This window comes from Pseudomonas sp. zfem002, from assembly GCF_032621685.1.
Taxonomy (GTDB): domain Bacteria; phylum Pseudomonadota; class Gammaproteobacteria; order Pseudomonadales; family Pseudomonadaceae; genus Aquipseudomonas; species Aquipseudomonas japonica.
This window is the reverse complement of record NZ_JAVYJH010000005.1, coordinates 100,377-125,174: the sequence shown is the minus strand read 5'-3', so window position 1 is coordinate 125,174 and position 24,798 is coordinate 100,377. Positions and strand designations below refer to the sequence as shown.

Here is a 24,798-nt window from a genome sequence, read left to right as displayed (position 1 = left end):
CTCCCACACTGTCCGCGGCGACACTGAACCTTGTAGGAGCGGGCGTTGCCCGCGATGAGGCCCTGAAGAACAACAAACCTCCCCAGGCAGCCATTGAGCAGTTATTCCATATCGATCTAAAACTCACAGGATTCGCACCGGTCAGTTCCTGAGTGCCCCTTGTTCGGGCACTTTCCCCAACGGCAAAACCGGTAAGGACTTATGTGCGGATTAGCTGGAGAGTTTCGTTTCACCCCCGTCGCCACCCCATCGCGCCCGGCGGACCTCGCCGCGGTCGAGCGGATCACCCATCACCTGGCCCCTCGCGGCCCCGACGCCTGGGGCTTTTTCAGCCAGGGTCCGATCGCCCTCGGTCACCGTCGCCTGAAGATCATGGACCTGTCCGACGCCTCGGCGCAGCCCATGGTCGACAATCAACTGGGCCTGGCCCTGGCCTTCAACGGCGCGATCTACAACTACCCCGAACTGCGCCGCGAGCTGGAAGACCTCGGCTACACCTTCCATTCCCGAGGCGATACCGAAGTCCTGCTCAAGGGCTATCACGCCTGGGGCGAGCAACTGCTGCCACGCCTGAACGGCATGTTCGCCCTGGCCATCTGGGAGCGCGACAGACAGCAGTTGTTCCTGGCCCGCGACCGTCTCGGCGTCAAGCCGCTGTACCTGTCGCGCAGCGGCGAGCGCCTGCGCTTCGCCTCGACCCTGCCCGCCCTGCTCAAGGGGGGCGATATCGACCCGGTGCTGGACCCGGTGGCCCTCAACCACTACCTGAATTTCCACGCCGTGGTCCCCGCGCCACGCACCCTGCTGGCGAATGTCGAGAAACTGCCGGCAGCCACCTGGATGCGCATCGACGTCCAGGGCCGCGTCGAGCAGCAGCAATGGTGGAGCCTGCACTACGGCCCGCATACCGATGAACAGGCGCTGACCCTGGAAGACTGGCGCGACCGCGTGCTGGACAGCACCCGCCAGGCCGTGGCGATCCGCCAGCGCGCAGCGGTGGATGTCGGCGTGCTGCTCTCCGGTGGCGTCGACTCCAGCCTGCTGGTCGGCCTGTTGCGCGAGGTCGGCGTGGACGACCTGTCGACCTTCTCCATCGGTTTCGAGGATGCCGGCGGCGAGCGCGGAGACGAGTTCCAGTATTCCGACCTGATCGCCCGTCACTACGGCACCCGCCACCACCAGTTGCGCATCGACGAACGGGAGATCATCACCCAGCTGCCCGCGGCCTTCCGCGCCATGAGCGAGCCGATGGTCAGCCACGACTGCATCGCCTTCTACCTGCTCTCGCGGGAAGTGGCCCGGCACTGCAAGGTGGTGCAGAGCGGCCAGGGCGCCGACGAGCTGTTCGCCGGCTACCACTGGTACCCGCAGGTGGACGGCGCCGCCGACCCGCTGGCGGCCTATCGCGCGGCGTTCTTCGACCGCAGCCACGACGAATACCGCGACACCGTGCAGTTGCCCTGGTTGCTGGAGCACGACGCCGCCGGCGACTTCGTCCGCCAGCACTTCGCCCAGCCCGGCGCCCGCGACGCGGTGGACAAGGCACTGCGCCTGGACAGCACGGTGATGCTGGTGGACGACCCGGTGAAGCGGGTCGACAACATGACCATGGCCTGGGGCCTGGAAGCGCGCACGCCGTTTCTCGACTACCGCCTGGTCGAGCTGTCGGCGCGCATTCCGCCGCGCTTCAAGCTGCCGGACGGCGGCAAGCAGGTGCTCAAGGAAGCCGCGCGCCTGGTCATCCCCAGCGAGGTGATCGACCGCAGGAAAGGCTATTTCCCGGTGCCCGGCCTCAAGCACCTGCAAGGCGCGACCCTGGACTGGGTGCGCGAGCTGCTGCTGGACCCGAGCCAGGATCGCGGGCTGTTCAACCCGGCGATGCTCGACCGCCTGCTGAGCGACCCGCACGGTCAGCTCACCCCGCTGCGCGGTTCGAAACTCTGGCAACTGGCAGCCCTCAACCTGTGGCTCAGCGAACAAGGAATCTGACCGATGAAAGCCCACGCAACCGCTTACGGCCAGCGCCTGCTGCGCGGCCAGGTGCCGTCCTACGAACGCCTGCAGGCGCGCCTGGCCGGCGACGGCAACGAGCCCAGCGACCAGCCGCGCGCCCTGCACTGCGGCTGGGGCCGGCTGCTGATCGGTCACACCTGGCCCGAGCCCGCGCAACTGGCCACCGCGCTGCTGCAGGAGCGTCCCGGCGAGCGCGATATCGCCTTGTATGTCGCAGCCCCGCAGCAGGTGCTGGCCCATGCGCCACAGCAGCTCTTTCTCGATCCCTCCGACACCCTGCGCCTGTGGTTCAGCGACTACCGCCCGGCCAGCCGGGTGTTTCGCGGCTTTCGCATCCGCCGCGCGCAGAGCGACGAGGACTGGCAGGCGATCAATAGCCTGTACCAAGGCCGCGGCATGCTCCCGGTCAATACCAGCCTGCTCACCCCGCGCCATCTCGGCGGACCGGTGTACTGGCTGGCCGAGGACGAGACCAGCGGCGCGGTGATCGGCAGCGTCATGGGCCTCAACCACCTCAAGGCCTTCGACGATCCGGAACTGGGCAGCAGCCTCTGGTGCCTGGCCGTGGACCCGAACACCACCCGCCCGGGGGTCGGCGAAGTGCTGGTACGGCATTTGATCGAGCACTTCATGAGTCGCGGGCTCAGCCACCTCGATCTCTCGGTGCTGCATGACAACCGCCAGGCCAAGCGCCTGTACGCCAAGCTGGGCTTCCGCACCCTGCCGACCTTCGCGGTCAAGCGAAAGAACGGCATCAACCAGCCGCTGTTTCTCGGCCCGGGCCCGCAGGCCGGGCTCAATCCCTATGCGCGGATCATCGTCGAGGAAGCCTACCGTCGCGGCATCGATGTCCAGGTGGATGACGCCGACGCCGGGCTGTTCACCCTCAGCCACGGCGGCCGGCGGGTGCGCTGCCGCGAGTCGCTGAGCGACCTGACCAGCGCGGTGAGCATGACCCTGTGCCAGGACAAGCAACTGACCCACCGCTGCCTCGCCGCCGCCGGCCTGAAACTGCCGGCGCAGCGCCTGGCCGGCGACGCCGACGCCAACCTGGCGTTCCTCCAGGAGCACGGCGCGCTGGTGGTCAAGCCGGTGGATGGCGAACAGGGCAACGGCGTGGCGGTCAACCTCACCAGCCTCGACGAACTCGACCAGGCCATCGAAACGGCGCGCCGCTTCGACAGCCGGGTCCTGCTGGAGAGCTTCCACGAAGGCCTCGACCTGCGCATCGTGGTGATCGGCTTCGAAGTCGTCGCCGCGGCGATCCGCCATCCGGCGCAAGTGATCGGCGACGGCCTGCACAGCATCGACCAGTTGATCGAGGCGCAAAGCCGCCGGCGCCAGGCCGCCAGTGGCGGAGAGAGTCGCATCCCGCAGGACGAGGAAACCCTGCGCACGCTGCGCGCCGCCGGTTTCGACTACGCCAGCGTGCTGCCGGCCGGGCAGCGCCTGGCCGTACGCCGCACCGCCAACCTGCACACCGGCGGCTGCCTGGAAGACGTCACCGCGCGCCTGCATCCGGCGCTGGCCGAGGCCGCGGTGCAGGCCGCGCGCGCCCTGGATATCCCGGTGGTCGGCCTGGACCTGATGGTTCGTGCCGCCGAGCAGCCGGAGTACGTGTTCATCGAAGCCAACGAACGGGTCGGCCTGGCCAACCACGAGCCGCAGCCCGTCGCCGAACGCTTCGTCGACCTGCTGTTCCCGCACAGCCGGCCGACGCCATGAGTGAAGGAGTGCCTATGTCCGCCCCACTACCCGAACCGGACCTGAACTACCTGCAGAAAGTCCTCCTGGAAATGCTGGCGATCCCCAGTCCCACCGGGTTTACCGACACCATCGTGCGCTACGTCGCCGAACGCCTGGAAGAACTGGGGATTCCCTTCGAACTGACCCGGCGCGGCACCATTCGCGCCACCCTCAAGGGTCGCAGGAACTCCCCCGACCGTGCCGTCTCCGCCCACCTCGACACCATCGGCGCCAGCGTGCGCACCCTGCAGGACAACGGCCGGCTCGGCCTGGCCGCGGTGGGCTGCTGGTCGAGCCGTTTCGCCGAGGGCAGCCGGGTCAGCGTGTTCACCGACAGCGGCGTGCTGCGCGGCAGCGTGTTGCCGCTGATGGCCAGCGGTCATGCCTTCAATACTGCGATCGACCAGATGCCGGTGAGCTGGGAGCACATCGAAGTGCGCCTGGACGCCTACTGCGCGACCCGCGCCGACTGCGAATCGCTGGGCATCAACATCGGTGACTTCGTCGCCTTCGATCCGCTGCCGGAATTCACCGAAAGCGGCCACATCAGCGCCCGCCACCTGGATGACAAGGCCGGGGTCGCGGCACTGCTGGCGGCGCTCAAGGCCATCGTCGAGAGCGGCCAGCAGCCGCAGATCGACTGCCATCCGCTGTTCACCATCACCGAGGAAACCGGCTCCGGCGCCGCGGGCGCCCTGCCCTGGGATGTCAGCGAATTCGTCGGCATCGACATCGCCCCGGTCGCGCCCGGGCAGCAGTCCAGCGAACATGCGGTGAGCGTGGCGATGCAGGATTCGTCGGGTCCCTATGACTACCACCTGTCACGGCATCTGCTGCACCTGGCCAATGAGCACCACCTGCCGGTACGGCGCGACCTGTTCCGCTACTACTTCAGCGACGCGCACTCGGCGATCACCGCCGGGCACGACATCCGTACCGCGTTGCTGGCCTTCGGTTGCGATGCGACCCACGGCTACGAGCGCACCCATATCGACAGCCTGGCGGCCTTGAGTCGCCTGCTCGGCGCCTACCTGCTGAGTCCACCGGTGTTCGCCGCCGATTCGCATCCGGCGGGGAGTTCGCTGGAGCGCTTCAGTCATCAGCTGGAGCATGACGCGCAGATGGAGAGCGATACCCGGGTGCCGACGGTGGATGAGGTGCTGGGGCAGAGGAATTAGGTGATTTTGAGGGCCTCATCGCTGGCAAGCGGAACGCCGCCCGGCCAGCTCCCACAGATTTCGCGGTGCATGCTGAACCTGTGGGGCCGGGCGGCGTTCCGCTTGCCGGCGATGAGGCCCTCGAGGACAAACACAGGTAGCATGTGCCATTACCTCTGACGAAGCCCCCACCATGCTCATCCCTTACGACCAGCTCGAAGCCGAAACCCTCACCCGCCTGATCGAGGACTTCGTCACCCGCGACGGTACCGACAACGGCGACGACACCCCGCTGGAAACCCGGGTGCTGCGGGTGCGCCAGGCGTTGGCCAAGGGCCAGGCGTTCATCCTCTTCGACATGGACAGCCAGCAATGCCAGCTGCTGCCCAAGCACGACGTACCGAAGGAACTGTTCGACTGATCAGCCGGCCTTCTGCTTGTCCAGCTCCGCCACCAGCCGCTGGTAGATCTCCGCGCGATGGATTTCCACGTTGCGCGGCGCGCTGATGCCGAAGCGCACGGTGCCACCGTCCACGGCGATCACCTTGAGCTTGATGTCATTGCCGATGTTGATGACCTCGCCAATCTCGCGTCCTATGACCAACATTCCCGAATCCTCCATTTCAAGATGAATTCGGAGACTGGTCTTCGGTGTAGTCCGCTTCAATACTCTGACTGGCTAAAAGAGTTGACCTACAACAGTAACGGAATACACCTACTGAAAAGTCCTACAAATTCAGCTCGCGCTGTGTAGCCGCGGGCCTAGCAGGATGACCGTCGCCCCCGCCACGCACAGCGCCGCGCCGAGCCAGTCGCTGCCCAGCGGCCGGCCCTTCTCGACGAACGCCAGCCACAGCAGCGAAGTGACGATGTAGATCCCGCCGTAGGCGGCATAGGCGCGTCCGGCGTAGGCCGCCTCGACCCGGGTCAGGAGCAGGGCGAACAGGGTCAGGCTGAGCAGCGCCGGGGCGATCCACCAGGCGCTCCTGTCCAGCCGCAACCACAGGTAGAAGGCGTAGCAGCCGGCGATCTCGAAGACCGCGGCGAGGAAGAACAGCAAGTAGTTGGTCACAGGTATCCCCGGTGCTGGCAAAAACGCCAAGGATACCTGACGGGTCGACTCAGGATTGCCCCGGACGGGCCTTGGCACGCATCTTTTCCGCCATGCTCGCCATCTCGTCGTAGAGCGCCTGCGGGTCGTGCTGCTTGAGATGCCAGGCCATGCGCCCCTGCTCGTGGGGCAGGATCATGAACTCGCCACGGGCGACCTGCTGCCAGATGTACTCGGCGATATCCGCGGCGCTGATCGGCGAGCTTTCCAGAAGCTTGCCGACCTGGGCCTTCATCGCCGGGGTCGGACCGCGGAACGAGTCCAGCAGGTTGGTCTGGAAGAACGACGGGCAGACCACATGCACGCCGATGTCCAGTTGCCGCAGCTCCACCAGCAGACTCTCGGACAGCGCCACCACACCGGCCTTGGCCACGTTGTAGTTGCTCATCGCCGGGCCCTGCATCAGCGCGGCCATGGAGGCGATGTTGATGATCCTGCCCTTGCTCTGCTCCAGCAGCGGCAGGAAGGCCTTGCAGCCCTTGACCACGCCCATCAGGTTGATCGCGATCTGCCAGTCCCAGTCCTCCAGCGACAGTTCGGCGAAGAAGCCACCGGAGGCCACGCCGGCGTTGTTGACGATCACATCGATACCGCCGAACTGCGTTTCGCAGGCCTGGGCCAGGGCGACCAGCTGGCTGTAGTCGCGCACGTCGCAGCGCTGGATGAAACCGCTGCCGCCGGCGTCGCGGACCATGGCCAGGGTCTGCTTGAGGCCCTCCTCGCCGACATCGCTCAATGCCAGTCGCCAGCCCTCGCGGGCCCAGCGCAGCGCGATCTCGCGCCCCAGTCCGGAGCCTGCGCCGGTGATCATCATGCGGTTCTGCATAGACAGCTGCCTTGTGTGCTTTGGGTCGGTGAGGGGCAGTGTAGCGAAGGGCGCGGCCGGGCTGGACCGCTATCAGGTTGCTGAATGGCGGGGGCAAAACGCGGGACGGTGCGGGGCATTGCGCGAGGCCGATTAAACTTTCTCCGTCCGTCAGCAGTCGCAACTACAAGCGGACCTGAACAGCAGGTCTGCCCATCCGACCGAAACCAGAGGAATCCGTCATGGGCACAATCCTGATCATCATCCTGATCCTGCTGCTGATCGGGGGTCTCCCGGTCTTCCCGCACTCCCGGAGCTGGGGTTACGGGCCGTCCGGGGTCATAGGCACGGTGCTGATCGTCCTGCTGATACTGCTGTTGCTCGGCTACATATGATCCGCGCCTGAAACACGGGCAAAAAAAGACGGCCCCGCGAGGGCCGTCTTTTTCATTGGCGCGAAGGATCAGTGGGAAACCGCACCACTGGCACCCAGGCCGGTCTGCGAGCGAACGAACTGCGGGAAGAACAGTGCACGTTCGTCTTCAGCTGCCTTGGACTTGTCGGTGATCGAGAAGAACCAGATACCGGCAAAGGCAATCAGCATCGAGAACAGCGCCGGGTACTCGTACGGGTAGATCGGCTTCTCGTGATGCAGGATCTGCACCCAGATGGTCGGGCCGAGGATCATCAGCGCCACGGCACTGATCAGGCCCATCCAGCCGCCGATCATGGCGCCACGGGTGGTCAGCTTCTTCCAGTACATCGAGAGCAGCAGCACCGGGAAGTTGCAGCTCGCCGCGATGGAGAACGCCAGGCCGACCATGAACGCGATGTTCTGGCTTTCGAAGAGGATGCCCAGGCCGATGGCGAGGATCGCCAGGGCGATGGTGGTGATCTTCGAAACGCGGATCTCGTCCTTCTCGTTGGCCTTGCCCTTGCGCCAGACGCTGGCGTACAGGTCATGGGACACCGCCGAGGCACCGGCCAGGGTCAGGCCGGCAACCACCGCGAGAATGGTGGCGAAGGCGACCGCCGAGATGAAGCCGAGGAAGATGCTGCCGCCCACCGCGTCGGCCAGGTGCACCGCTGCCATGTTGTTGCCGCCGATCAGGGCGCCGGCGGCGTCCTTGAAGGTCGGGTTGGTGCTGACCAGCAGGATCGCGCCGAAGCCGATGATGAAGGTCAGGATGTAGAAGTAGCCGATGAAACCGGTGGCGTAGAACACCGACTTGCGGGCTTCCTTCGCGTCGCTCACGGTGAAGAAGCGCATCAGGATGTGCGGCAGGCCGGCGGTACCGAACATCAGCGCCAGACCCAGGGAGAAGGCCGAGATCGGGTCTTTCACCAGGCCGCCGGGGCTCATGATCGCCTCGCCTTTCGGGTGCACGGCGATGGCTTGCGAGAACAGCTGGCTGAAGTCGAAGTTGACGTGCTTCATCACCATCAGCGCCATGAAGCTGGCACCGGAGAGCAGCAGCACCGCCTTGATGATCTGCACCCAGGTGGTCGCCAGCATGCCGCCGAACAGCACGTACATGCACATCAGGATGCCGACCAGGATCACTGCGATGTGGTAGTCCAGACCGAACAGCAGCTGGATCAGCTTGCCGGCACCGACCATCTGCGCGATCAGGTAGAAGGCCACCACCACCAGCGAACCGGAGGCCGACAGGGTACGGATTTCCTTCTGCCCGAGGCGATACGAGGCCACGTCGGCGAAGGTGTATTTACCCAGGTTGCGCAGGCGTTCGGCGATCAGGAAGAGAATGATCGGCCAGCCGACGAGGAAGCCGATCGAGTAGATCAGGCCGTCGTAGCCGGAGGTGAACACCAGGGCGGAAATGCCCAGGAAGGACGCCGCGGACATGTAGTCGCCAGCGATCGCCAGGCCGTTCTGGAAGCCGGTGATCTTGCCGCCGGCGGCGTAGTAGTCGGACGCCGAGTTGTTTTTCTTGGAAGCCCAGTAGGTGATGCACAGGGTGGCACCGACGAAGGCGACGAACATCAGGATCGCCGCGACGTTCAACGGTTGCTTCTGCACCTCGCCGGTGAGGGCGTCGGCGGCCCAGACGGCGGGTGCGAACGCGCCGATGGCCAGGGTTGCCAGTACACGCCGGATCATTGCTGAGCCTCCTTGAGGATTGCGTTGTTCAGCTCATCGAACTCGCCATTGGCACGACGTACGTAGATGCCGGTGAGGATGAAGGCCGAGAGGATCAGGCCCACGCCGAGGGGAATGCCCCAGGTGATCGACGAGTCGGGACTGATCTTCGATCCGAGAATCTGGGGACCGTAGGCAATCAGCAGGATGAAAGCAGAGTACAGGCCGAGCATGATCACCGAGAGAATCCAGGCGAAGCGCTCGCGTTTTGACACCAGCTCCTTGAACCGCGGGCTGTTTTGTATCGAGAGGTAAATGCTGTCGTTCATTGTTTTTGTCCTCGCAGCACAGATTAGGTAGAACCCGTCACCACTTTATGCTGCCCATGGACGCGCTCCAGACGACCTTAGTCTTAGATGTAACAGTCTCTTGCGAATCCGGTAACAACCCATGAACGACAAGGCCGCCCGCCGGAAGATCCGGGGGCGGCCCTGGGAGGCTCGGAATAGAGGCATCAAGCCATTATTTGCCGGTCCACTCGGCCACGCGCTCGGGGTGCTTGGCGACCCAGTCCTTGGCGGCCGCGTCGGGCTTGGCGCCCTCTTGAATGGCCAACATGACCTCGCCGATTTCGTCCTTCGACTGCCAGGAGAACTTCTTCAGGAACTCGGCGACTTCCGGCGCCTTGCCCGCCAGTTCCTTGCTGCCGATGCTGTTCACGGTCTCGGCGGCGCCGTACACGCCTTTCGGGTCTTCGAGGAAACGCAGTTTCCACTTGGCGAACATCCAGTGCGGCACCCAGCCGGTCACCGCGATGTCCTGCTTCTTGTCGTAGGCACGGCCCAGTTCGGCGGTCATCGCCGCGCCGGAGCTGGCCTGCAGTTTGTAGCCGGTGAGCTCGTAGTCCTTGATCGCCTGGTCGGTCTTGAGCATTACCCCGGAGCCGGCATCGATGCCGACGATCTTCTTCTTGAAGCCTTCCTCGGTCTTGAGGTCGGCCACCGACTGCGCCTTGACGTATTCAGGGACGATCAGGCCGATCTTGGCGTCCTTGAAGTTCGGACCGTAGTCGACCACGTTGTCCTTGTTCTTGGTCCAGTACTCGCCGTGGGTGACCGGCAGCCAGGCGGAGAGCATGGCATCGAGTTTGCCGGTGGCGACCCCCTGCCACATGATGCCGGTGGCCACCGGCATGAGTTTCACGTCATAGCCCAGCTTCTGTTTGATGACCTCGGCGGCCACATGGGTGGTCGCCACACTGTCGGACCAGCCATCCACATAACCGATGCTCACTTCCTTGGCCATCGCCTGAGCGGCGCTGAAGGCCAATGCCAGGGCGGTGGTCGCCCCCAGGAGTCGTCGCATTTTCATCAAAGCTTCCCCTTGTCACTTCACGGATAGAGTCGAGCGCCCGACGCAGATCGGGCTACGTCTTGTTCTGGTGCACGGCGCCCCCTTCACGCCTCAAAGCCTGGACCAGGACCGCATCAGCGGAGTACTGATGGCGTCCATCATCAACCCCGGCTCGCGACGAACCTGCTCTGTCAGCGACCTCGAAACATCGAGAAACGACACCATATAGCCAGCACCTGCCCGCGACACGGGGGCCTCCGGCAAACCCGCCCGAACTTTGCATGCCGAAGGAAAAACCGCGGGAATTTGCAGGTAGTATTGGCGGCTTTGTTGCCTCACCGGATCGCTCCATGTCTTCGACCGCCCGCTCTGCGCTGCCGCCTTACCTGTTCGCCTGCCTGCTCGCCCTGTTCGCCCTCGGCGGGCTCTGGTACGGGCTCGGCAAGCCGGTGCTGCTGCCCGACGCCGCCAGCGCCACGCACAAGCTGCAGTGCGCGTCCTACACCCCGTTCGACAAGGACCAGTCGCCCTTCGACCAGCCCTTCACCCTGCGCCCGGAACGCATCGATGCCGACCTCGCGCTGCTGTCGAAACGCTTCGAGTGCATCCGCACCTATTCCATGACCGGTCTCGAGGAGATCCCGGCCATCGCCCGCAAGCACGGGTTGAAGGTGATGCTGGGGGCCTGGGTCAATGGCAATCCGGTGGATACCGAGAAGGAGATCGTCGCCCTGATCGCCTCGGCCAACGCCAACCCGGACGTGGTCCGCGCGGTGATCGTCGGCAACGAGACGCTGCTGCGCAAGGAGGTCACTGGCGATCGCCTGGCCGAGCTCATCGCCCGGGTGAAGAGCCAGGTGCAGGTGCCGGTGACCTACGCCGATGTCTGGGAATTCTGGCTGCAGCACCCGCAGATCGCCCCGGCGGTGGACTTCCTGACCATCCACCTGCTGCCCTACTGGGAAGACGACCCGCGCGGCATCGACGATGCCCTGGCCCATGTCGGCGAGATCCGCCAGGTCTTCGGCAACAAGTTCGCACCGAAGGACATCCTCATCGGCGAGACCGGTTGGCCCAGCGAGGGTCGCCAGCGCGAAACCGCCCTGCCCAGCCGGGTCAACGAGGCGCGCTTCATTCGCGGCTTCGTGGCCATGGCCGAGCAGAACGGCTGGCACTACAACCTGATCGAAGCCTTCGACCAGCCCTGGAAACGCGCCAGCGAAGGCGCGGTGGGTGGCTACTGGGGGCTGTACGACGCCGATCGCCAGGACAAGGGCGTGCTCGAAGGACCGGTGAGCAACCTGGCGTTCTGGCCGCAGTGGCTGGCGGCCGGGGTGGCGCTGTTCATCGGCGTACTGGCGCTGGCCGGGCCGGCGAGGGGGACGCGCAATGCCCTGGCCCTGCCGCTGCTGGCGGCGATCGGCGCGGCGAGTCTTGGCTTGTGGGGCGAGCTGGCGCGGACCAACAGCCGCTTCATGGGCGAATGGCTGTGGGTGGTATTGCTGGCGGGGCTGAACCTGCTGGTGCTGGCCCATGGCGCGCTGGCCCTGGCGTACCGCGAGGGCTGGCGTGAGCGGGTGTTCGGCTGGCTGGAAGCGCGGGCCGGCTGGTGGGTCGTGGCGGCGGGCTTCGCGGCAGCGGTGAGCGTACTGGCGCTGGTGTTCGATCCGCGTTATCGCAGCTTCCCGAGTGCCGCGTTCGTGCTGCCAGCGCTGGTGTACCTGCTGCGGCCGGTGCGGGTGCCGCGGGCGGAGGTGGCGTTGCTGACCTTCATCGTGGGTGTGGGCATTGCACCGCAGTTGTACCGGGAAGGGCTGGAAAGCCAGCAGGCCTGGATCTGGGCGCTGGTCAGCGCCGTGATGGCTGTCGCTTTGTGGAGATGCCTGCGGGTCCGGCAGTGAATGGTTTTGGGGCCTCTATGCGGCCCTTCGCGGGCAAGCCACGCTCCTACGGATAACGCGCGATGCCTCTGTAGGCGCTGGCTTGCCTGCGAAGGCCTGCAAAGCAGGCCCAAAGCCTGATTACCGAGTCTTCCTGACCAGCCTCAACCCCGCCAGCACCACCGCGAACACCGCGATGCTCGCGGTATACAGCACCAACGCCGGAATCCCCGCCACCAGCGCCGCCACCGCCAGCCACCAGCCCGTCCGCCGCGGCACGAAACTGGCCAGCAGCGCCAGCCCCAGGCCGATCCAGGCGAGAATGCGGAAATGAATGGTCAGCCCCAGCGCTGACCGCACCTGGCATTCCCAGGTCTGCACCTGCGCCGAACAGATCCCCACCCACTGCGCATCCTCCATGAAGCCGTAACGCACGCCGTAGCTGGCAGCCAGCCACAGCGGCAGGAACAGCAACAAAGCGATAAATGGCAAACGCGATGACATGGAGTACTCCAGAAACAGAAAAATCGGCGCCCAGCATAATCCCCCGGAGCGTCTACGCAAGGCGAAAGCGCCCGCCTCGGCTATTTTTACCGCAAAGGAAAATGCAACCTGTTGTTGCCGTGGCCAAGCCCGGCGCGGCAACATCCGGGACAACAAAGACAGTGGCACTTGGCAACTTCTTTCGTCACACAAGTGTCCTAGGGTGCAACGAGTTTTTTGTCTTTTCCGGGGATCCGTCATGTTTCGACCACTGCGCCTCGCTGCCTGGCTGGGCGGCCTACTGTTGAGCGCGTCCGCGATGGCGGCGGACATCGATGCCGCCACCTACGGCTATCCACTGACCAATCCCTTCGAGGCGACCATCGCCACCACGCCGCCGGACCTGCGTCCCGAGCTGCCCACGGACGATGACATCACCCAGAACGACTACAACCTGAACCTGCGCCCCGAGCGCGCCTTCACCCTGCCGGACAACTTCTGGCCGGTGAAGAAGCTGACCTACCGCCTGGCCCGCCAGGACCACGAAGCGCCGCTGATCTTCCTCATCGCCGGCACCGGCGCGCCGTTCAACGCCAGCATCAACGAGTACCTCAAGCGCCTCTACTACAAGGCCGGTTTCCATGTGGTGCAGCTGTCCTCGCCGACCAGCTACGACTTCATGAGCGCGGCGTCGCGCTTCGCCACGCCGGGGGTCAGCAGCGAGGACGCCGAGGACCTTTACCGGGTCATGCAGGGCGTGCGCGCGCAGCACCCACGGCTGCCGGTGAAGGCGTTCTACCTCAGCGGCTACAGCCTCGGCGCCCTCGACGCGGCGTTCGTCGCCCACCTCGACGAGACCCGGCGCAGCTTCAACTTCAAGCGCGTGCTGCTGCTCAACCCGCCGGTGAACCTGTACACCTCGATCAGCAACCTCGATCGCCTGGTACAGACCGAGGTCAAGGGTGTCACCAGCCACACCAACTTCTATGAGCTGGTTCTCAACAAGCTGACCCGCTACTTCCAGCAGAAAGGCTACATCGACCTCAACGATGCCCTGCTCTACGACTTCCAGCAGTCGCGCCAGCACCTGTCCAACGAACAGATGGCCATGCTGATCGGCAGCTCCTTCCGTTTCTCCGCCGCCGACATCGCCTTCACCTCGGACCTGATCAACCGCCGCGGCCTGATCATCCCGCCGAAATTCCCGATCACCGAGAGCAGCAGCCTGACGCCCTTCTTCAAGCGCGCGCTGCAGTGCGACTTCGACTGCTACCTGACCGAGCAGGTGATCCCCATGTGGCGCGCCCGCACCGACGGCGGCAGCCTGTTGCAACTGATCGACCAGGTCAGCCTCTACGCCCTGCAGGACTATCTCAGCAAGTCGCCGAAGATCGCCGTGATGCACAACGCCGACGACCTGATCCTCGGCCCCGGCGACATCGGGTTCCTGCGCAAGACCTTCGGCGACCGGCTGACCCTGTACCCCCATGGCGGCCATTGCGGCAACCTCAATTACCGCGTCAACAGCGACGCCATGCTGGAGTTTTTCCGTGGTTAAACGTCTGCTGATCACCGCCCTGCTGCTGTCTGCCGCACCGGCCTTCGCCGACGAGCCCGCGCCGACGGCCAGCGCCCTCGACACCGACGGTTTCACCGAACCGCTCAAGGAACTGAAATTCAACCTCGGCCTGGACCAGCGCGAGTTCGAGCGCGCCACCCTGAATGCCCTGGAGATATACGACCCGCTGGAGTCGTGGAACCGTCGCGTCTATCACTTCAACTACCGCTTCGACCAATGGGTGTTCCTGCCGGTGGTCAACGGCTACCGCTACGTCACCCCGGAAATCCTGCGCAGCGGCGTGAGCAATTTCTTCAGCAACATCGGTGACGTGCCCAACCTGCTCAACAGCCTGCTGCAGTTCAAGGGCAAGCGCTCCATGGAAATCACCGGGCGCCTGCTGCTCAACACCACCATCGGCGTGTTCGGCCTGTGGGACCCGGCGGCGAAGATGGGCCTGCCCAAGCAGAACGAGGACTTCGGCCAGACCCTGGGGGTCTGGGGCGTACCGGGTGGCCCGTACCTGATGCTGCCGATCCTCGGCCCGTCGAACCTGCGCGACACCGGCGGCCTGGTGGTGGACTACAGCGCGGAGAACCAGATCAACTTCCTCAATGTCGCGCAAGTCAGCAGCGACCATCCGGAGCTGTGGGTGCTGCGCAGCATCGACAAGCGCTACACCACCAACTTCCGCTACGGGCAGATGAACTCGCCGTTCGAGTACGAGAAGGTGCGCTACGTCTATACCGAGTCGCGCAAGCTGCAGATCGCCGAGTGACCTGAGCTCCTACAAGGGGGCCGTCAGGCGTGACTCCCCGGCAGGCCGAGGAAGCTGCGCAGTTGGACACTCTTGGCCAGGGCATCACGCCGGCCAAGCTCGATCAGCTCGCTGCAATACCCCGCCTCGAACAACAGATAGCTGAGCACCCCGGCGCCGCTGGTCTTGGTCGCCCCCGGCCCGCGCAGGAACAGACGCAACGCCGCCGGCAACTCACGCCGGTGGCGCGCGGCGATTTCATCCAGCGGCTGGCTCGGCGCGACCACCAGTACCTCCACCGGCGCCAGGCCCAGGCGCTGCGGGTGAGTCTGCGCCGGCAGCAGATGGCTCAGGTGATTCAGGCGCTGGAGCAGTTCGAGGTCGTCTTCCAGGCTGTCGATGAAGGTACTGTTGAGCAGATGCCCGCCGATCTGCGCCAGGCTCGGCGGCTGGCCGCTGTAGACCCGCGCCTGCGGCATGGTGTCCGAAGGACCGCGCGGGTTGCCGCTGACCCCCACCACGAGGATGCGGTTGGCGCCCAGGTGCAGCGCCGGACTGATCGGCGCCGACTGGCGCACCGCACCATCGCCGTAGTATTCGTGGCCGAGCTTGATCGGCGCGAACAGCAGCGGAATCGCCGAACTGGCCAGCAGGTGCTCGATGCTCAGGCGCGTCGGCAGACCGATGCGCCGATGGCGCAGCCACGGATCGATGGCGCCACGGCCCTGGTAGAAGGTCACCGCCTGGCCGGACTCGTAGCCGAACGCGGTCACCGCTACCGCGCGCAGGTGACGCTGCTCGATGGCCTGGCCGATGCCGCTCAGGTCCAGGTGAGCGTTCAGAAGGCCGCGCAGGGGCGAGCTGTCGAGCAAGGCCACCGGCACCTGTCGGCCCAGGCCGAGCAGGCTGTGGGCGACGAAGCGACTGGCCTGGCGCACGACCCCGGGCCAGTCGCTGCGCAGCACCTGGTGACTGCGGAAACCCTGCCAGAAACTGGTCAGGCGGCGGATCGCCTCGGCGAAATGCAGGGCACCACTGGCCAGGGTGACCGCGTTGATCGCCCCGGCCGACGTGCCGACGATCACCGGAAAGGGGTTGGCCGCACCTGGCGGCAGCAGGTCGGCGATACCCGCCAGGACCCCGACCTGATAGGCGGCACGGGCACCGCCTCCGGAAAGGATCAGGCCGGTGACCGGTTCTGCTGCTGCCATGCGCGTACTCCCTGGAATGAAGATGAAGTGCCTACCGCGTGTACAGCTTCGGCTCTCCGGGCGGACGCGACTTGAAGCGCCGGTGTGCCCACAGGTACTGCTCGGGGCATTCGCGCAGTGCCTGCTCGATCCACTGATTGATGCGCAGGCAGTCGGCTTCCTCGGTTTCCCCCGGGAAGTCCTGCAGCGGCGGATGGATCACCAGGCGATAACCGCTGCCGTCGGCCAGGCGCTCCTGGGTGAAGGGAATCACCCGCGCCTTGCCCAGGCGGGCGAACTTGGTGGTGGCGGTGACCGTCGCCGCCTGGATGCCGAACAGCGGCACGAACAGGCTCTGCTTGGCGCCGTAGTCCTGGTCCGGCGCGTACCAGATGGCGCGCCCGGCACGCAGCAGCTTGAGCATGCCGCGCACGTCCTCGCGCTCCACCGCCAGCGAATCGAGGTTGTGGCGCTCGCGACCGCGGCGCTGGACCCAGTCGAACAGCGCATTCTTGTGCTCGCGGTACATGCCGTCGATGGTGTGTTGCTGGCCGAGCAGCGCGGCACCGATCTCCAGGGTGGTGAAGTGCAGGGCCATCAAGATGGCACCCTGGCCATCACGTTGCGCCGCCTGCAGATGCTCCAGCCCTTCGATGTGCGCCAGGCGCGCCAGGCGGGCCTTGGGCCACCACCAGCTCATGGCCATTTCGAAGAAGGCGATGCCGGTGGAGGCGAAGTTTTCCTTGAGCAGGCGGGTCCGCTCGACGGACGGCAGTTCGGGGAAACACAGCTCCAGGTTGCGCGCCGCGATCGCCCGCCGGGCTCCGGCCACACGGTACATGAGCGCACCGAGGGCGCGGCCGATCCCCAGCAAAACCGGGTACGGCAGCTGCACGATCAGCCAGAGCAGGCCGAGTCCCAGCCACAGCGGCCAGAAACGCGGGTGCAGGAAATAAGGACGAAAACGCGGGCGATCCATTCAAGATTCCGGAAAGAAAAAGGCCGGGCATTCTACAACGGTTCGGCGCGGGTTGCGGCTAACCGGCGTTCTCGTTATAAGTCTGGGCACTTTTCGCAACAAAGCCGCCTCGACGCAGACCATGAGCCAAAGCCAGACGCCAGACCAAGCCCCCGTGTTCCAGCTCAAGGGCAGCATGCTCGCCATCACCGTGCTGGAGCTTGCCCGGAACGACCTCGAAGGACTCGACAGGCAACTGGCGGCCAAGGTGGCCCAGGCGCCGAACTTCTTCAGCAACACGCCACTGGTGCTGGCGCTGGACAAGCTGCCGGCCGGCGAAGGCTCGGTCGACCTGCCGGGCATGATGCGCGTCTGCCGCCAGCATGGCCTGCGCACCCTGGCGATCCGCGCCAGCCGCATCGAGGACATCGCCGCCGCCATCGCCATCGACCTGCCGGTGCTGCCACCGTCCGGGGCCCGCGAGCGGCCGGTGGACCCGGTGGAAGCGGAACCCGTGAAAAAGCCCGAACCCGCCCCGGCGCCACCGCCTCCACCGCCTGAGCCAACGGTGCGGCCAACGAAGATCATCACCTCGCCTGTACGCGGTGGCCAACAGATCTATGCTCAGGGTGGCGATCTGGTAGTAGTGTCCGCGGTCAGCCCGGGCGCGGAACTTCTCGCCGATGGCAATATCCATGTGTACGGGCCAATGCGCGGACGCGCCCTCGCTGGCATAAAAGGCAATACCAGGGCGCGGATCTTCTGCCAGCAGATGACCGCCGAACTGGTGTCGATCGCCGGGCAGTACAAGGTCTCCGAAGACCTGCGCCGCGATCCGCTGTGGGGTGCCGGGGTGCAGGTCAGCCTGTCCGGTGACGTGTTGAACATCACCCGCCTTTAACGGATACTGCCGCCATTTTCCGCGCAACTTAGTCAGTTAGTTGCCGTTTTTTGCATTTTTGGGACCACGTGTCCATTTTCATCATTTTTAGGGGTGATACACCTTGGCCAAGATTCTCGTGGTTACTTCCGGCAAGGGTGGTGTGGGCAAGACCACCACCAGTGCCGCCATCGGTACCGGCCTCGCGCTGCGCGGGCACAAGACTGTCATCGTCGACTTCGACGTCGGCCTGCGTAACCTCGACCTGATCATGGGCTGCGAACGCCGCGTGGTGTACGACTTCGTCAACGTGGTCAACAACGAAGCCAACCTGCAGCAGGCCCTGATCAAGGACAAGCGCCTCGAGAACCTGTACGTGCTGGCCGCCAGCCAGACCCGCGACAAGGACGCCCTGACCCAGGAAGGCGTCGAGCGCGTGCTGATGGAACTGAAGAAAGACTTCGACTTCGTGGTCTGCGACTCCCCGGCCGGTATCGAGAAGGGCGCGCACCTGGCGATGTACTTCGCCGACGAAGCCATCGTCGTGACCAACCCGGAAGTCTCCTCGGTTCGCGACTCCGACCGCATGCTCGGCCTGCTGGCCAGCAAGTCGCGCCGCGCCGAGCAGAACGAAGACCCGATCAAGGAACACCTGCTGATCACCCGTTACCACCCCGAGCGCGTGAGCAAGGGCGAGATGCTCGGCGTCGACGACGTCAAGGAAATCCTCTCGATCGCGCTGCTGGGTGTCATTCCCGAATCCCAGGCGGTACTCAAGGCTTCCAACCAGGGCGTTCCGGTCATCCTCGACGACCAGAGCGATGCCGGCCAGGCGTACAGCGACACCGTCGACCGCCTGCTGGGCAAGACCGTGGACCTGCGGTTCATCGACGCACAGAAGAAGGGATTCTTCGAGCGCCTGTTTGGAGGCAATTGACCCATGAACCTTTTTGACTTCTTTCGTGCCAGCAAAAAACAGAGTTCCGCGTCGGTTGCGAAAGAGCGTCTACAGATCATCGTGGCGCACGAGCGCGGACAACGCAGCACCCCGGACTACCTGCCGGCCCTGCAGCAGGAACTGCTGGAAGTGATCCGCAAGTACGTCAACATCGGCAACGATGACGTGCAGGTGGCGCTGGAGAACCAGGGCAGCTGCTCGATTCTCGAACTCAACATCACCCTGCCCGACCGCTGATCGGCGGTTACGGTAACCTGCCACGGCGACCGCCGGGCCCGGGCTGCAAAACCTCGGGTCCGGCCGTCGCCGTTGGCGTTTGCAGAGAACCCGCAATGCCGCTGTCCAACGTTCACATCCTGCACGAGGATGAGGCCATCCTGGTGGTCAACAAGCCGACCCTGCTGCTCTCCGTGCCCGGCCGGGCCGACGACAACAAGGATTGCCTGATCACCCGCCTGCAGGAAAACGGCTATCCCGATGCCCTGATCGTCCATCGCCTGGACTGGGAAACCTCGGGGATCATTCTTCTCGCCCGCAATGCCGACAGCCACCGCGAGCTGTCGCGGCAGTTCCACGACCGCGAGACCGAAAAGGCCTACACCGCGCTGTGCTGGGGCCAACCGGCCCTCGACAGCGGCAGCATCGACCTGCCGCTGCGCTACGACCCGCCGACCAAGCCGCGGCACGTCGTGGATCATGAGCAGGGCAAGCATGCGTTGACCTTCTGGCGCATCGTCGAGCGCTGTGGCGACTACTGCCGGGTCGAGCTGACGCCGATCACCGGGCGCTCGCATCAGTTGCGCGTGCACATGCTGTCGATCGGGCATCCGTTGCTCGGGGATCGGCTATACGCCAATCCGCAGGCGCTGGCAGCCCATGAGCGGCTGTGCCTGCATGCCTCGATGCTGGGCTTCACCCATCCGGTGACGGGCGAGCGCCTGAAGTTCGAGTGCCCGGCGCCGTTCTGATCCGGAACCGCGGCGCCCCTATCGCGGGCAACGCCCGCTCCTACAGGTACCCCATGCACCACAGAACCTGTGGGAGCGGGCGTTGCCCGCGATAGGCTCAACACGGTGCCAAAGCCGTGCGCATCTGCGCTAAACTCGCGCCCACTGCTGTCTGGAGTGACCTATGCGCGACGCCCTGAACCACGGCCTGATTGAATTCCTCAAAGCCTCCCCCACGCCCTTCCACGCCACCGCGAGCCTGGCCAAGCGCCTCGAGGCCGCCGGCTACCAGCGCCTGGACGAGCGCGACAGCTGGGCCACGGCGCCCGGTGGCCGCTACTACCTGACCCGCAACGACTCCTCGATCATCGCCATCAAGCTCGGCCGCCATTCGCCGCTGCTCGACGGCATCCGCCTGGTCGGCGCCCACACCGACAGCCCGTGCCTGCGGGTCAAGCCGCAGCCCGAGCTGCAACGCCACGGTTTCTGGCAACTGGGTGTGGAAGTCTACGGCGGCGCCCTGCTCGCCCCCTGGTTCGACCGCGACCTGTCCCTGGCCGGGCGCGTCACCTTCCGTCGCGACGGCAAGGTGGAAAGCGCACTGGTGGACTTCAAGCTGCCGATCGCGGTGATCCCCAACCTGGCGATCCACCTCAACCGCAGCGCCAACGAAGGCTGGGCGATCAACCCGCAGACCGAACTGCCACCGATCCTGGCCCAGGTCGCCGGTGACGAGCGCGCCGACTTCCGCGCCCTGCTCACCGAGCAACTGGCCCGCGAACACGGCCTCAATGCCGACGTGGTGCTGGATTACGAACTGAGCTTCTACGATACCCAGGACGCCGCCCTGGTCGGCCTGCACGGCGAGTTCATCGCCGGTGCGCGCCTGGACAACCTGCTGTCCTGCTTCGCCGGCCTGCAGGCGCTGCTCAATGCCGACAGCGACGAGACCTGCGTGCTGGTGTGCAACGACCACGAGGAAGTCGGCTCCTGCTCGGCCTGCGGTGCCGATGGCCCGATGCTGGAGCAGACCCTGCGCCGCCTGCTGCCGGACGGCGACGAATTCGTCCGCACCATCCAGCGCTCGCTACTGGTCTCGGCGGACAACGCCCACGGCGTGCACCCCAACTACGCCGACAAGCACGACGGCAACCACGGTCCCAAGCTCAACGCCGGCCCGGTGATCAAGGTCAACAACAACCAGCGCTACGCCACCAACAGCGAAACCGCCGGCTTCTTCCGCCACCTGTGCATGGCCGAGGAAGTGCCGGTGCAGAGCTTCGTGGTGCGCAGCGACATGGGCTGCGGCTCGACCATCGGCCCGATCACCGCCAGCCACCTGGGCGTGCGCACCGTCGATATCGGCCTGCCGACCTTCGCCATGCACTCGATCCGCGAGCTGTGCGGCAGCCAGGACCTCGCGCACCTGGTCAAGGTCCTCACCGCCTTCTATTGCAGCCGCGAGCTGCCGTAAGCCAGGTTTTGGGGCTGCTTTGCAGCCCTTTTCCCCGACCCGTGATGCCGATCAAGCCGCTTCGCTTGTTTTACGCCTATGCTCTTGCCTGACGTTTCCGAGGAAAAAGAAGGACCTTGCGCATGTCCGCATTTCAATCGATGTTCCTTCCGGTGCTCGCCGGCCTGATCCTGCTGACCATCGGCTTCAGCAACCGCGAGCGCAACTCCGGGGTGCTGATGATGTGGCTCGGCATGCTGTCGATCCTCGGCATCATGGTGTGGAAGATCCTGGAAAAACTCGCCTGAGAAATGCTCTACACTGCGCCGATCAAGTGTTCGAGGTCGATCGTCCGGTGCCTGCTTTCCTGCGTGTTCTCACCTTCCTGGTGTTTCTCTGCGGCGCTGTCGCCCAAGCCCAGGCCGCGGGCCTGCCGAGCCTGCTCGGCGGCACCCCGGCCCAGCCCCAGGCTACCGAGCCGCTGGGCAAGTCCCTCGACGAAGTCATCACCACCCTGGAAAACGACCAGCAGCGCACGCGCCTGCTGAACGACCTGAAGAAACTCCGCGACAGCACCCGCAAGGCCCAGCCGGAGCCGGAACAAGGGGTGCTGGGCCTGATCGGCGGCACCCTCGCTGAGCTGGAAAAGCAGTTCAGCGGCGAGGCCAGCCCGTTCAAGCGCTGGTCCGACGAGATGGAACTGGCACAGATCGAACTGGCCGCGCTCAAGGTTCCGGTCCAGCAGTTGCCGGGCCTGCTGTTCGGTTTCATCGCCATCATCGCCCTGTGGAGCCTGCTGGCGTATGCGCTGAACTGGGCCAGCCACCGCCTGCGGCTGAAGTTCGGCCTGACCGAGGAATTGCCCCAGCACCCACGCACCTGGGACCTGGTGCGTTTCGCCCTGCGCAAGCTCGGCCCCTGGCTGGTGGCGCTGGTGATCACCGTGTACCTGAGCTTCGCCCTGCCGTCGTCGCTGGGCAAATCCATGGCCATGGTCCTGGCCTATGCGCTGGTGGTCGGTACCTGCTTCTCGGCCATCTGCGTCATCGCCTTTTCCCTGCTCGACGGCCCGCACCGCCACCGCGCCCTGCACATCCTCCGCCACCAGGCTTTCCGCCCGCTGTGGCTGATCGGCAGCTTCGCCGCCTTCGGCGAGGCGATGAACGATCCGCGCCTGTACCTGGCCCTCGGCACCCACCTGGCCCACGCCCTGGCGACCCTGGCCAATGTCCTCGCGGCGCTGTCCACCGCGCTGTTCATCCTGCGCTTCCGCCGCCCGATCGCCCACCTGATCCGCAACCAGCCGCTGGCCCAGCGCCTCAAGCGCCGTGCGCTGAGCGACACCATCGAAGTGCTCGGCAGCTTCTGGTTCCTGCCGGCGCTGGTGCTGGTGGGCATTTCCCTGTTCGCCACCTTCGTTTCCGCCGGCGATACCAGCACCGCCCTGCGCCAGTCGCTGATGTGCACGGTGCTGGTGATCCTGTGCATGGTGATCAACGGCCTGGTGCGCCGCCACGCGCTCAAGCCACGGCGCGCCAACCGGCGCCAGGCGGTGTATGCGGAACGCCTGCGCAGCTTCGGCTACACCCTGGTGCACCTGACCATCTGGCTGCTGTTCATCGAAATGGGGCTGCGGGTCTGGGGCCTTTCCCTGATCACCTTCGCCGAGGGCGAGGGACATGAGGTGGCGATGCGCCTGGCTGGCCTGGCCGGTACCCTGATCGTCGCCTGGCTGGTGTGGATCCTCGCCGACACCGCCGTGCACCACGCCCTGACCCGCTCGCGCAAGGGCCTGGCCAACGCCCGGGCGCAGACCATGATGCCGCTGATCCGCAACGTGCTGTTCGTGGCGATCGCCATCATCGCCCTGATCGTCGCCCTGGCGAACATGGGCATGAACGTCACCCCGCTGCTGGCTGGTGCCGGCGTCATCGGCCTGGCCATCGGCTTCGGCGCGCAGTCGCTGGTGGCCGACCTGATCACCGGCCTGTTCATCATCATCGAGGACTCCCTGGCCATCGACGACTACGTCGATGTCGGCGGCCACCTGGGCACCGTCGAGGGCCTGACCATCCGTACCGTGCGCCTGCGCGACATCGACGGCATCGTCCACACCATCCCGTTCAGCGAGATCAAGAGCATCAAGAACTACTCCCGCGAGTTCGGCTACGCGATCTTCCGCATCGCCATCCCCCACAGCATGAACATCGACCAGGCCATCGCCCTGGTGCGGGACGTCGGCCAGAAGATGCGCACCGATCCGTTGCAGCGCCGCAATATCTGGTCGCCGCTGGAGTTTCAGGGGGTGGAAAGTTTCGAATCCGGCTCGGCGGTACTGCGCGCGCGCTTCAAGACCGCGCCGATCAAGCAGTGGGAGGTCTCCCGCGCGTTCAACCTGGCGCTCAAGCGTCAGCTCGACGAGGCCGGCCTGGACCTGGCCACGCCCCGGCTTTCGGTGCAGGTGCTGACCTCCGCCGGCGGCACCGCCAAGGACTAGCCCGCGTCGGCGCGGATGCGGATCGCATCGTGGCGCCAGTACTCCAGGTCGCAGTCGATCAGGCGTCCGTTCTGATCGCTGTTGACCCGGGTGATATGCAGCCCGGCACTCCCCGGCGACACCTTCAGCGCCGACGCCGCGGCGGCCGGCAAGGCGGTCGGCAGAATCTCGAAACATACCCGCCCGTAGTGAATGCCGTAGTGGCAGGCATAGATCTCGGTCAGCGACTGGCCAAGATCGTGCTCGAGGATGCCGGGAAAGTACTCCGGATTCAGGTAGTGCTCGGCATACAGCACCGCGCGCCCGTCGATGCGGCGCAGGCGGCAGATCTGGATCACGCTGGACAGCGCCGGCAAGCGCAGGCGCGCGCAGATCGCCGCGGCAGCCGGCTGCAGGCGCGCCGACAGCAGTTCGGTGGCGGGGACGCGCCCCTGATCGCGGACCATGGCGTGGAAATGGCTGCGCTCGATCAGGTCATAGGTCAGCCGCTCGGGCGCGACGAACCAGCCGCGCCGCTCCTCGCGATAGATCAGGCCCTGGGCCTCCAGTTGCACCAGCGCTTCGCGCAGGGTGATGCGGGTGGTGTCGAACACATCGCTGAGCTTGCGTTCGGCGGGCAGCTTGCTTCCCGGCGGGAGCAGGCCGTGTTCGATCTGCTCCTGCAAGGCATGGCAGATCGCTGTAACCGCGCGGGTCGGCAGTGCGTGCATCAAAGGCTTCCTGTCTGGACTAGTCCAGCCTCGCATACGTACCGCAATGGTGCGCAAATGCCGTGCCGGAAAAACCCCATGAGCTTAGGCAATGCAGATGAAACACAGATGACAGTGGTGCCGAACGGTTGCCTTCGGTCACGTTGAAAGCCCCGGCAGGCGGGGTTCTTGCCGTGGTCTACGCTGTATTGCCAAGGTCAGTCGACACATTTCCCGACATCAAACTGTCACGCAACACGCC

At 65.4% G+C, this 24,798-nt stretch carries 25 protein-coding genes; 15 read left to right on the top strand and 10 right to left on the bottom strand.

Annotation, left to right across the window (positions count from 1 at the left end):
- Positions 1–201: 201 nt before the first annotated feature.
- The 4 genes from RTI28_RS09340 to RTI28_RS09325 all read left to right on the top strand — a co-directional run bounded on the left by RTI28_RS09340 (position 202) and on the right by RTI28_RS09325 (position 5,337).
- Positions 202–1,989 carry an N-acetylglutaminylglutamine amidotransferase gene (locus RTI28_RS09340; protein WP_316920184.1) on the top strand — a complete coding sequence of 596 codons (1,788 nt, stop codon included), beginning with the start codon at positions 202–204 and terminating at the stop codon, positions 1,987–1,989.
- A 3-nt stretch (positions 1,990–1,992) separates the two neighbouring features.
- Complete coding sequence (ngg, locus tag RTI28_RS09335) at positions 1,993–3,738, top strand: N-acetylglutaminylglutamine synthetase (protein WP_316920183.1); 1,746 nt, start codon at positions 1,993–1,995, stop codon at positions 3,736–3,738.
- A 14-nt stretch (positions 3,739–3,752) separates the two neighbouring features.
- Positions 3,753–4,937, top strand: a complete 1,185-nt coding sequence (locus RTI28_RS09330) for an osmoprotectant NAGGN system M42 family peptidase (RefSeq protein WP_316920182.1) — start codon at positions 3,753–3,755, stop codon at positions 4,935–4,937.
- A gap of 172 nt (positions 4,938–5,109) precedes the next feature.
- Complete coding sequence (locus tag RTI28_RS09325) at positions 5,110–5,337, top strand: YheU family protein (protein WP_042127954.1); 228 nt, start codon at positions 5,110–5,112, stop codon at positions 5,335–5,337.
- On the opposite strand, the gene csrA is transcribed toward RTI28_RS09325, so the two are convergent.
- The 3 genes from csrA to RTI28_RS09310 form a co-directional block, all read right to left on the bottom strand.
- Positions 5,338–5,523 carry a carbon storage regulator CsrA gene (gene csrA / locus RTI28_RS09320; RefSeq protein ID WP_316920181.1) on the bottom strand — a complete coding sequence of 62 codons (186 nt, stop codon included), beginning with the start codon at positions 5,521–5,523 and terminating at the stop codon, positions 5,338–5,340. It lies immediately after the preceding gene.
- Between the two features lie 129 nt (positions 5,524–5,652).
- The gene (locus RTI28_RS09315) at positions 5,653–5,988 is read right to left on the bottom strand and encodes a YnfA family protein (RefSeq protein WP_316920180.1); all 336 of its coding nucleotides are present in this window, start codon (positions 5,986–5,988) and stop codon (positions 5,653–5,655) included.
- Positions 5,989–6,037: 49 nt separating this feature from the next.
- A complete protein-coding gene (locus tag RTI28_RS09310) occupies positions 6,038–6,853 on the bottom strand; it encodes an SDR family oxidoreductase (protein WP_316920179.1) in 816 nt (271 codons plus the stop codon).
- A 221-nt stretch (positions 6,854–7,074) separates the two neighbouring features.
- Between RTI28_RS09310 and RTI28_RS09305 the strand changes: the two genes are divergently transcribed.
- Positions 7,075–7,227 carry a DUF3309 family protein gene (locus RTI28_RS09305; protein WP_009407510.1) on the top strand — a complete coding sequence of 51 codons (153 nt, stop codon included), beginning with the start codon at positions 7,075–7,077 and terminating at the stop codon, positions 7,225–7,227.
- Between the two features lie 68 nt (positions 7,228–7,295).
- On the opposite strand, the gene RTI28_RS09300 is transcribed toward RTI28_RS09305, so the two are convergent.
- The 3 genes from RTI28_RS09300 to RTI28_RS09290 form a co-directional block, all read right to left on the bottom strand.
- Positions 7,296–8,954: a cation acetate symporter gene (locus RTI28_RS09300; protein ID WP_316920178.1), complete on the bottom strand. Its 1,659-nt coding sequence runs from the start codon at positions 8,952–8,954 to the stop codon at positions 7,296–7,298.
- A complete protein-coding gene (locus tag RTI28_RS09295; RefSeq protein ID WP_316920177.1) occupies positions 8,951–9,262 on the bottom strand; it encodes a DUF485 domain-containing protein in 312 nt (103 codons plus the stop codon). The genes RTI28_RS09300 and RTI28_RS09295 overlap by 4 nt, the downstream gene beginning before the upstream one ends.
- Before the next feature lie 193 nt (positions 9,263–9,455).
- Positions 9,456–10,304 carry a glycine betaine ABC transporter substrate-binding protein gene (locus RTI28_RS09290; protein ID WP_042127942.1) on the bottom strand — a complete coding sequence of 283 codons (849 nt, stop codon included), beginning with the start codon at positions 10,302–10,304 and terminating at the stop codon, positions 9,456–9,458.
- 332 nt (positions 10,305–10,636) lie between these two features.
- On the opposite strand from RTI28_RS09290, the gene RTI28_RS09285 reads away from it, so the two are divergent.
- The gene (locus RTI28_RS09285) at positions 10,637–12,187 is read left to right on the top strand and encodes a beta (1-6) glucans synthase (RefSeq protein ID WP_316920176.1); all 1,551 of its coding nucleotides are present in this window, start codon (positions 10,637–10,639) and stop codon (positions 12,185–12,187) included.
- Positions 12,188–12,307: 120 nt separating this feature from the next.
- On the opposite strand, the gene RTI28_RS09280 is transcribed toward RTI28_RS09285, so the two are convergent.
- Entirely contained in the window at positions 12,308–12,670 is a 363-nt protein-coding gene (locus tag RTI28_RS09280) for a hypothetical protein (protein ID WP_316920175.1), read from the bottom strand.
- A 238-nt stretch (positions 12,671–12,908) separates the two neighbouring features.
- On the opposite strand from RTI28_RS09280, the gene RTI28_RS09275 reads away from it, so the two are divergent.
- Positions 12,909–14,207 (top strand): serine/threonine protein kinase, encoded by a 1,299-nt coding sequence (locus RTI28_RS09275; RefSeq protein WP_316920174.1) that lies wholly within the window; start codon positions 12,909–12,911, stop codon positions 14,205–14,207.
- Entirely contained in the window at positions 14,200–14,985 is a 786-nt protein-coding gene (locus RTI28_RS09270; RefSeq protein ID WP_316920173.1) for a VacJ family lipoprotein, read from the top strand. The genes RTI28_RS09275 and RTI28_RS09270 overlap by 8 nt, the downstream gene beginning before the upstream one ends.
- 23 nt (positions 14,986–15,008) lie before the next feature.
- On the opposite strand, the gene RTI28_RS09265 is transcribed toward RTI28_RS09270, so the two are convergent.
- A complete protein-coding gene (locus RTI28_RS09265; RefSeq protein WP_316920172.1) occupies positions 15,009–16,175 on the bottom strand; it encodes a patatin-like phospholipase family protein in 1,167 nt (388 codons plus the stop codon).
- A gap of 31 nt (positions 16,176–16,206) precedes the next feature.
- Positions 16,207–17,133 (bottom strand): lipid A biosynthesis lauroyl acyltransferase, encoded by a 927-nt coding sequence (locus RTI28_RS09260; protein ID WP_316920171.1) that lies wholly within the window; start codon positions 17,131–17,133, stop codon positions 16,207–16,209.
- 121 nt (positions 17,134–17,254) lie between these two features.
- Between RTI28_RS09260 and minC the strand changes: the two genes are divergently transcribed.
- From minC to RTI28_RS09225, 7 genes are all read left to right on the top strand, one after another.
- Positions 17,255–18,013, top strand: a complete 759-nt coding sequence (minC, locus tag RTI28_RS09255; RefSeq protein WP_316920170.1) for a septum site-determining protein MinC — start codon at positions 17,255–17,257, stop codon at positions 18,011–18,013.
- Between the two features lie 103 nt (positions 18,014–18,116).
- Positions 18,117–18,929, top strand: coding sequence for a septum site-determining protein MinD (gene minD, locus RTI28_RS09250; RefSeq protein WP_316920169.1), 813 nt, complete (start codon positions 18,117–18,119; stop codon positions 18,927–18,929).
- A gap of 3 nt (positions 18,930–18,932) precedes the next feature.
- Positions 18,933–19,187: a cell division topological specificity factor MinE gene (gene minE, locus RTI28_RS09245; protein WP_042127924.1), complete on the top strand. Its 255-nt coding sequence runs from the start codon at positions 18,933–18,935 to the stop codon at positions 19,185–19,187.
- Between the two features lie 95 nt (positions 19,188–19,282).
- Positions 19,283–19,918, top strand: a complete 636-nt coding sequence (locus RTI28_RS09240) for an RluA family pseudouridine synthase (RefSeq protein WP_316920168.1) — start codon at positions 19,283–19,285, stop codon at positions 19,916–19,918.
- Positions 19,919–20,081: 163 nt separating this feature from the next.
- Positions 20,082–21,371, top strand: coding sequence for a M18 family aminopeptidase (locus tag RTI28_RS09235; RefSeq protein ID WP_316920167.1), 1,290 nt, complete (start codon positions 20,082–20,084; stop codon positions 21,369–21,371).
- 122 nt (positions 21,372–21,493) lie between these two features.
- Positions 21,494–21,658, top strand: coding sequence for a hypothetical protein (locus tag RTI28_RS09230; protein WP_316920166.1), 165 nt, complete (start codon positions 21,494–21,496; stop codon positions 21,656–21,658).
- Positions 21,659–21,705: 47 nt separating this feature from the next.
- Positions 21,706–23,847 carry a mechanosensitive ion channel family protein gene (locus RTI28_RS09225; RefSeq protein WP_316920165.1) on the top strand — a complete coding sequence of 714 codons (2,142 nt, stop codon included), beginning with the start codon at positions 21,706–21,708 and terminating at the stop codon, positions 23,845–23,847.
- Here the strand turns inward: RTI28_RS09225 and RTI28_RS09220 are convergent.
- The gene (locus RTI28_RS09220) at positions 23,844–24,557 is read right to left on the bottom strand and encodes a UTRA domain-containing protein (RefSeq protein ID WP_316920164.1); all 714 of its coding nucleotides are present in this window, start codon (positions 24,555–24,557) and stop codon (positions 23,844–23,846) included. The genes RTI28_RS09225 and RTI28_RS09220 overlap by 4 nt on opposite strands.
- Positions 24,558–24,798 lie beyond the last annotated feature (241 nt).

Coding starts and splice junctions, on each gene's coding strand:
- RTI28_RS09340 (WP_316920184.1), top strand. CDS start 202: ATGTGCGGATTAGCTGGAGAGTTTCGTTTCACCCCCGTCGCCACCCCA.
- ngg (WP_316920183.1), top strand. CDS start 1,993: ATGAAAGCCCACGCAACCGCTTACGGCCAGCGCCTGCTGCGCGGCCAG.
- RTI28_RS09330 (WP_316920182.1), top strand. CDS start 3,753: ATGTCCGCCCCACTACCCGAACCGGACCTGAACTACCTGCAGAAAGTC.
- RTI28_RS09325 (WP_042127954.1), top strand. CDS start 5,110: ATGCTCATCCCTTACGACCAGCTCGAAGCCGAAACCCTCACCCGCCTG.
- csrA (WP_316920181.1), bottom strand. CDS start 5,523: ATGTTGGTCATAGGACGCGAGATTGGCGAGGTCATCAACATCGGCAAT.
- RTI28_RS09310 (WP_316920179.1), bottom strand. CDS start 6,853: ATGCAGAACCGCATGATGATCACCGGCGCAGGCTCCGGACTGGGGCGC.
- RTI28_RS09305 (WP_009407510.1), top strand. CDS start 7,075: ATGGGCACAATCCTGATCATCATCCTGATCCTGCTGCTGATCGGGGGT.
- RTI28_RS09300 (WP_316920178.1), bottom strand. CDS start 8,954: ATGATCCGGCGTGTACTGGCAACCCTGGCCATCGGCGCGTTCGCACCC.
- RTI28_RS09295 (WP_316920177.1), bottom strand. CDS start 9,262: ATGAACGACAGCATTTACCTCTCGATACAAAACAGCCCGCGGTTCAAG.
- RTI28_RS09290 (WP_042127942.1), bottom strand. CDS start 10,304: ATGAAAATGCGACGACTCCTGGGGGCGACCACCGCCCTGGCATTGGCC.
- RTI28_RS09285 (WP_316920176.1), top strand. CDS start 10,637: ATGTCTTCGACCGCCCGCTCTGCGCTGCCGCCTTACCTGTTCGCCTGC.
- RTI28_RS09280 (WP_316920175.1), bottom strand. CDS start 12,670: ATGTCATCGCGTTTGCCATTTATCGCTTTGTTGCTGTTCCTGCCGCTG.
- RTI28_RS09275 (WP_316920174.1), top strand. CDS start 12,909: ATGTTTCGACCACTGCGCCTCGCTGCCTGGCTGGGCGGCCTACTGTTG.
- RTI28_RS09265 (WP_316920172.1), bottom strand. CDS start 16,175: ATGGCAGCAGCAGAACCGGTCACCGGCCTGATCCTTTCCGGAGGCGGT.
- RTI28_RS09260 (WP_316920171.1), bottom strand. CDS start 17,133: ATGGATCGCCCGCGTTTTCGTCCTTATTTCCTGCACCCGCGTTTCTGG.
- minC (WP_316920170.1), top strand. CDS start 17,255: ATGAGCCAAAGCCAGACGCCAGACCAAGCCCCCGTGTTCCAGCTCAAG.
- minE (WP_042127924.1), top strand. CDS start 18,933: ATGAACCTTTTTGACTTCTTTCGTGCCAGCAAAAAACAGAGTTCCGCG.
- RTI28_RS09240 (WP_316920168.1), top strand. CDS start 19,283: ATGCCGCTGTCCAACGTTCACATCCTGCACGAGGATGAGGCCATCCTG.
- RTI28_RS09235 (WP_316920167.1), top strand. CDS start 20,082: ATGCGCGACGCCCTGAACCACGGCCTGATTGAATTCCTCAAAGCCTCC.
- RTI28_RS09230 (WP_316920166.1), top strand. CDS start 21,494: ATGTCCGCATTTCAATCGATGTTCCTTCCGGTGCTCGCCGGCCTGATC.
- RTI28_RS09220 (WP_316920164.1), bottom strand. CDS start 24,557: ATGCACGCACTGCCGACCCGCGCGGTTACAGCGATCTGCCATGCCTTG.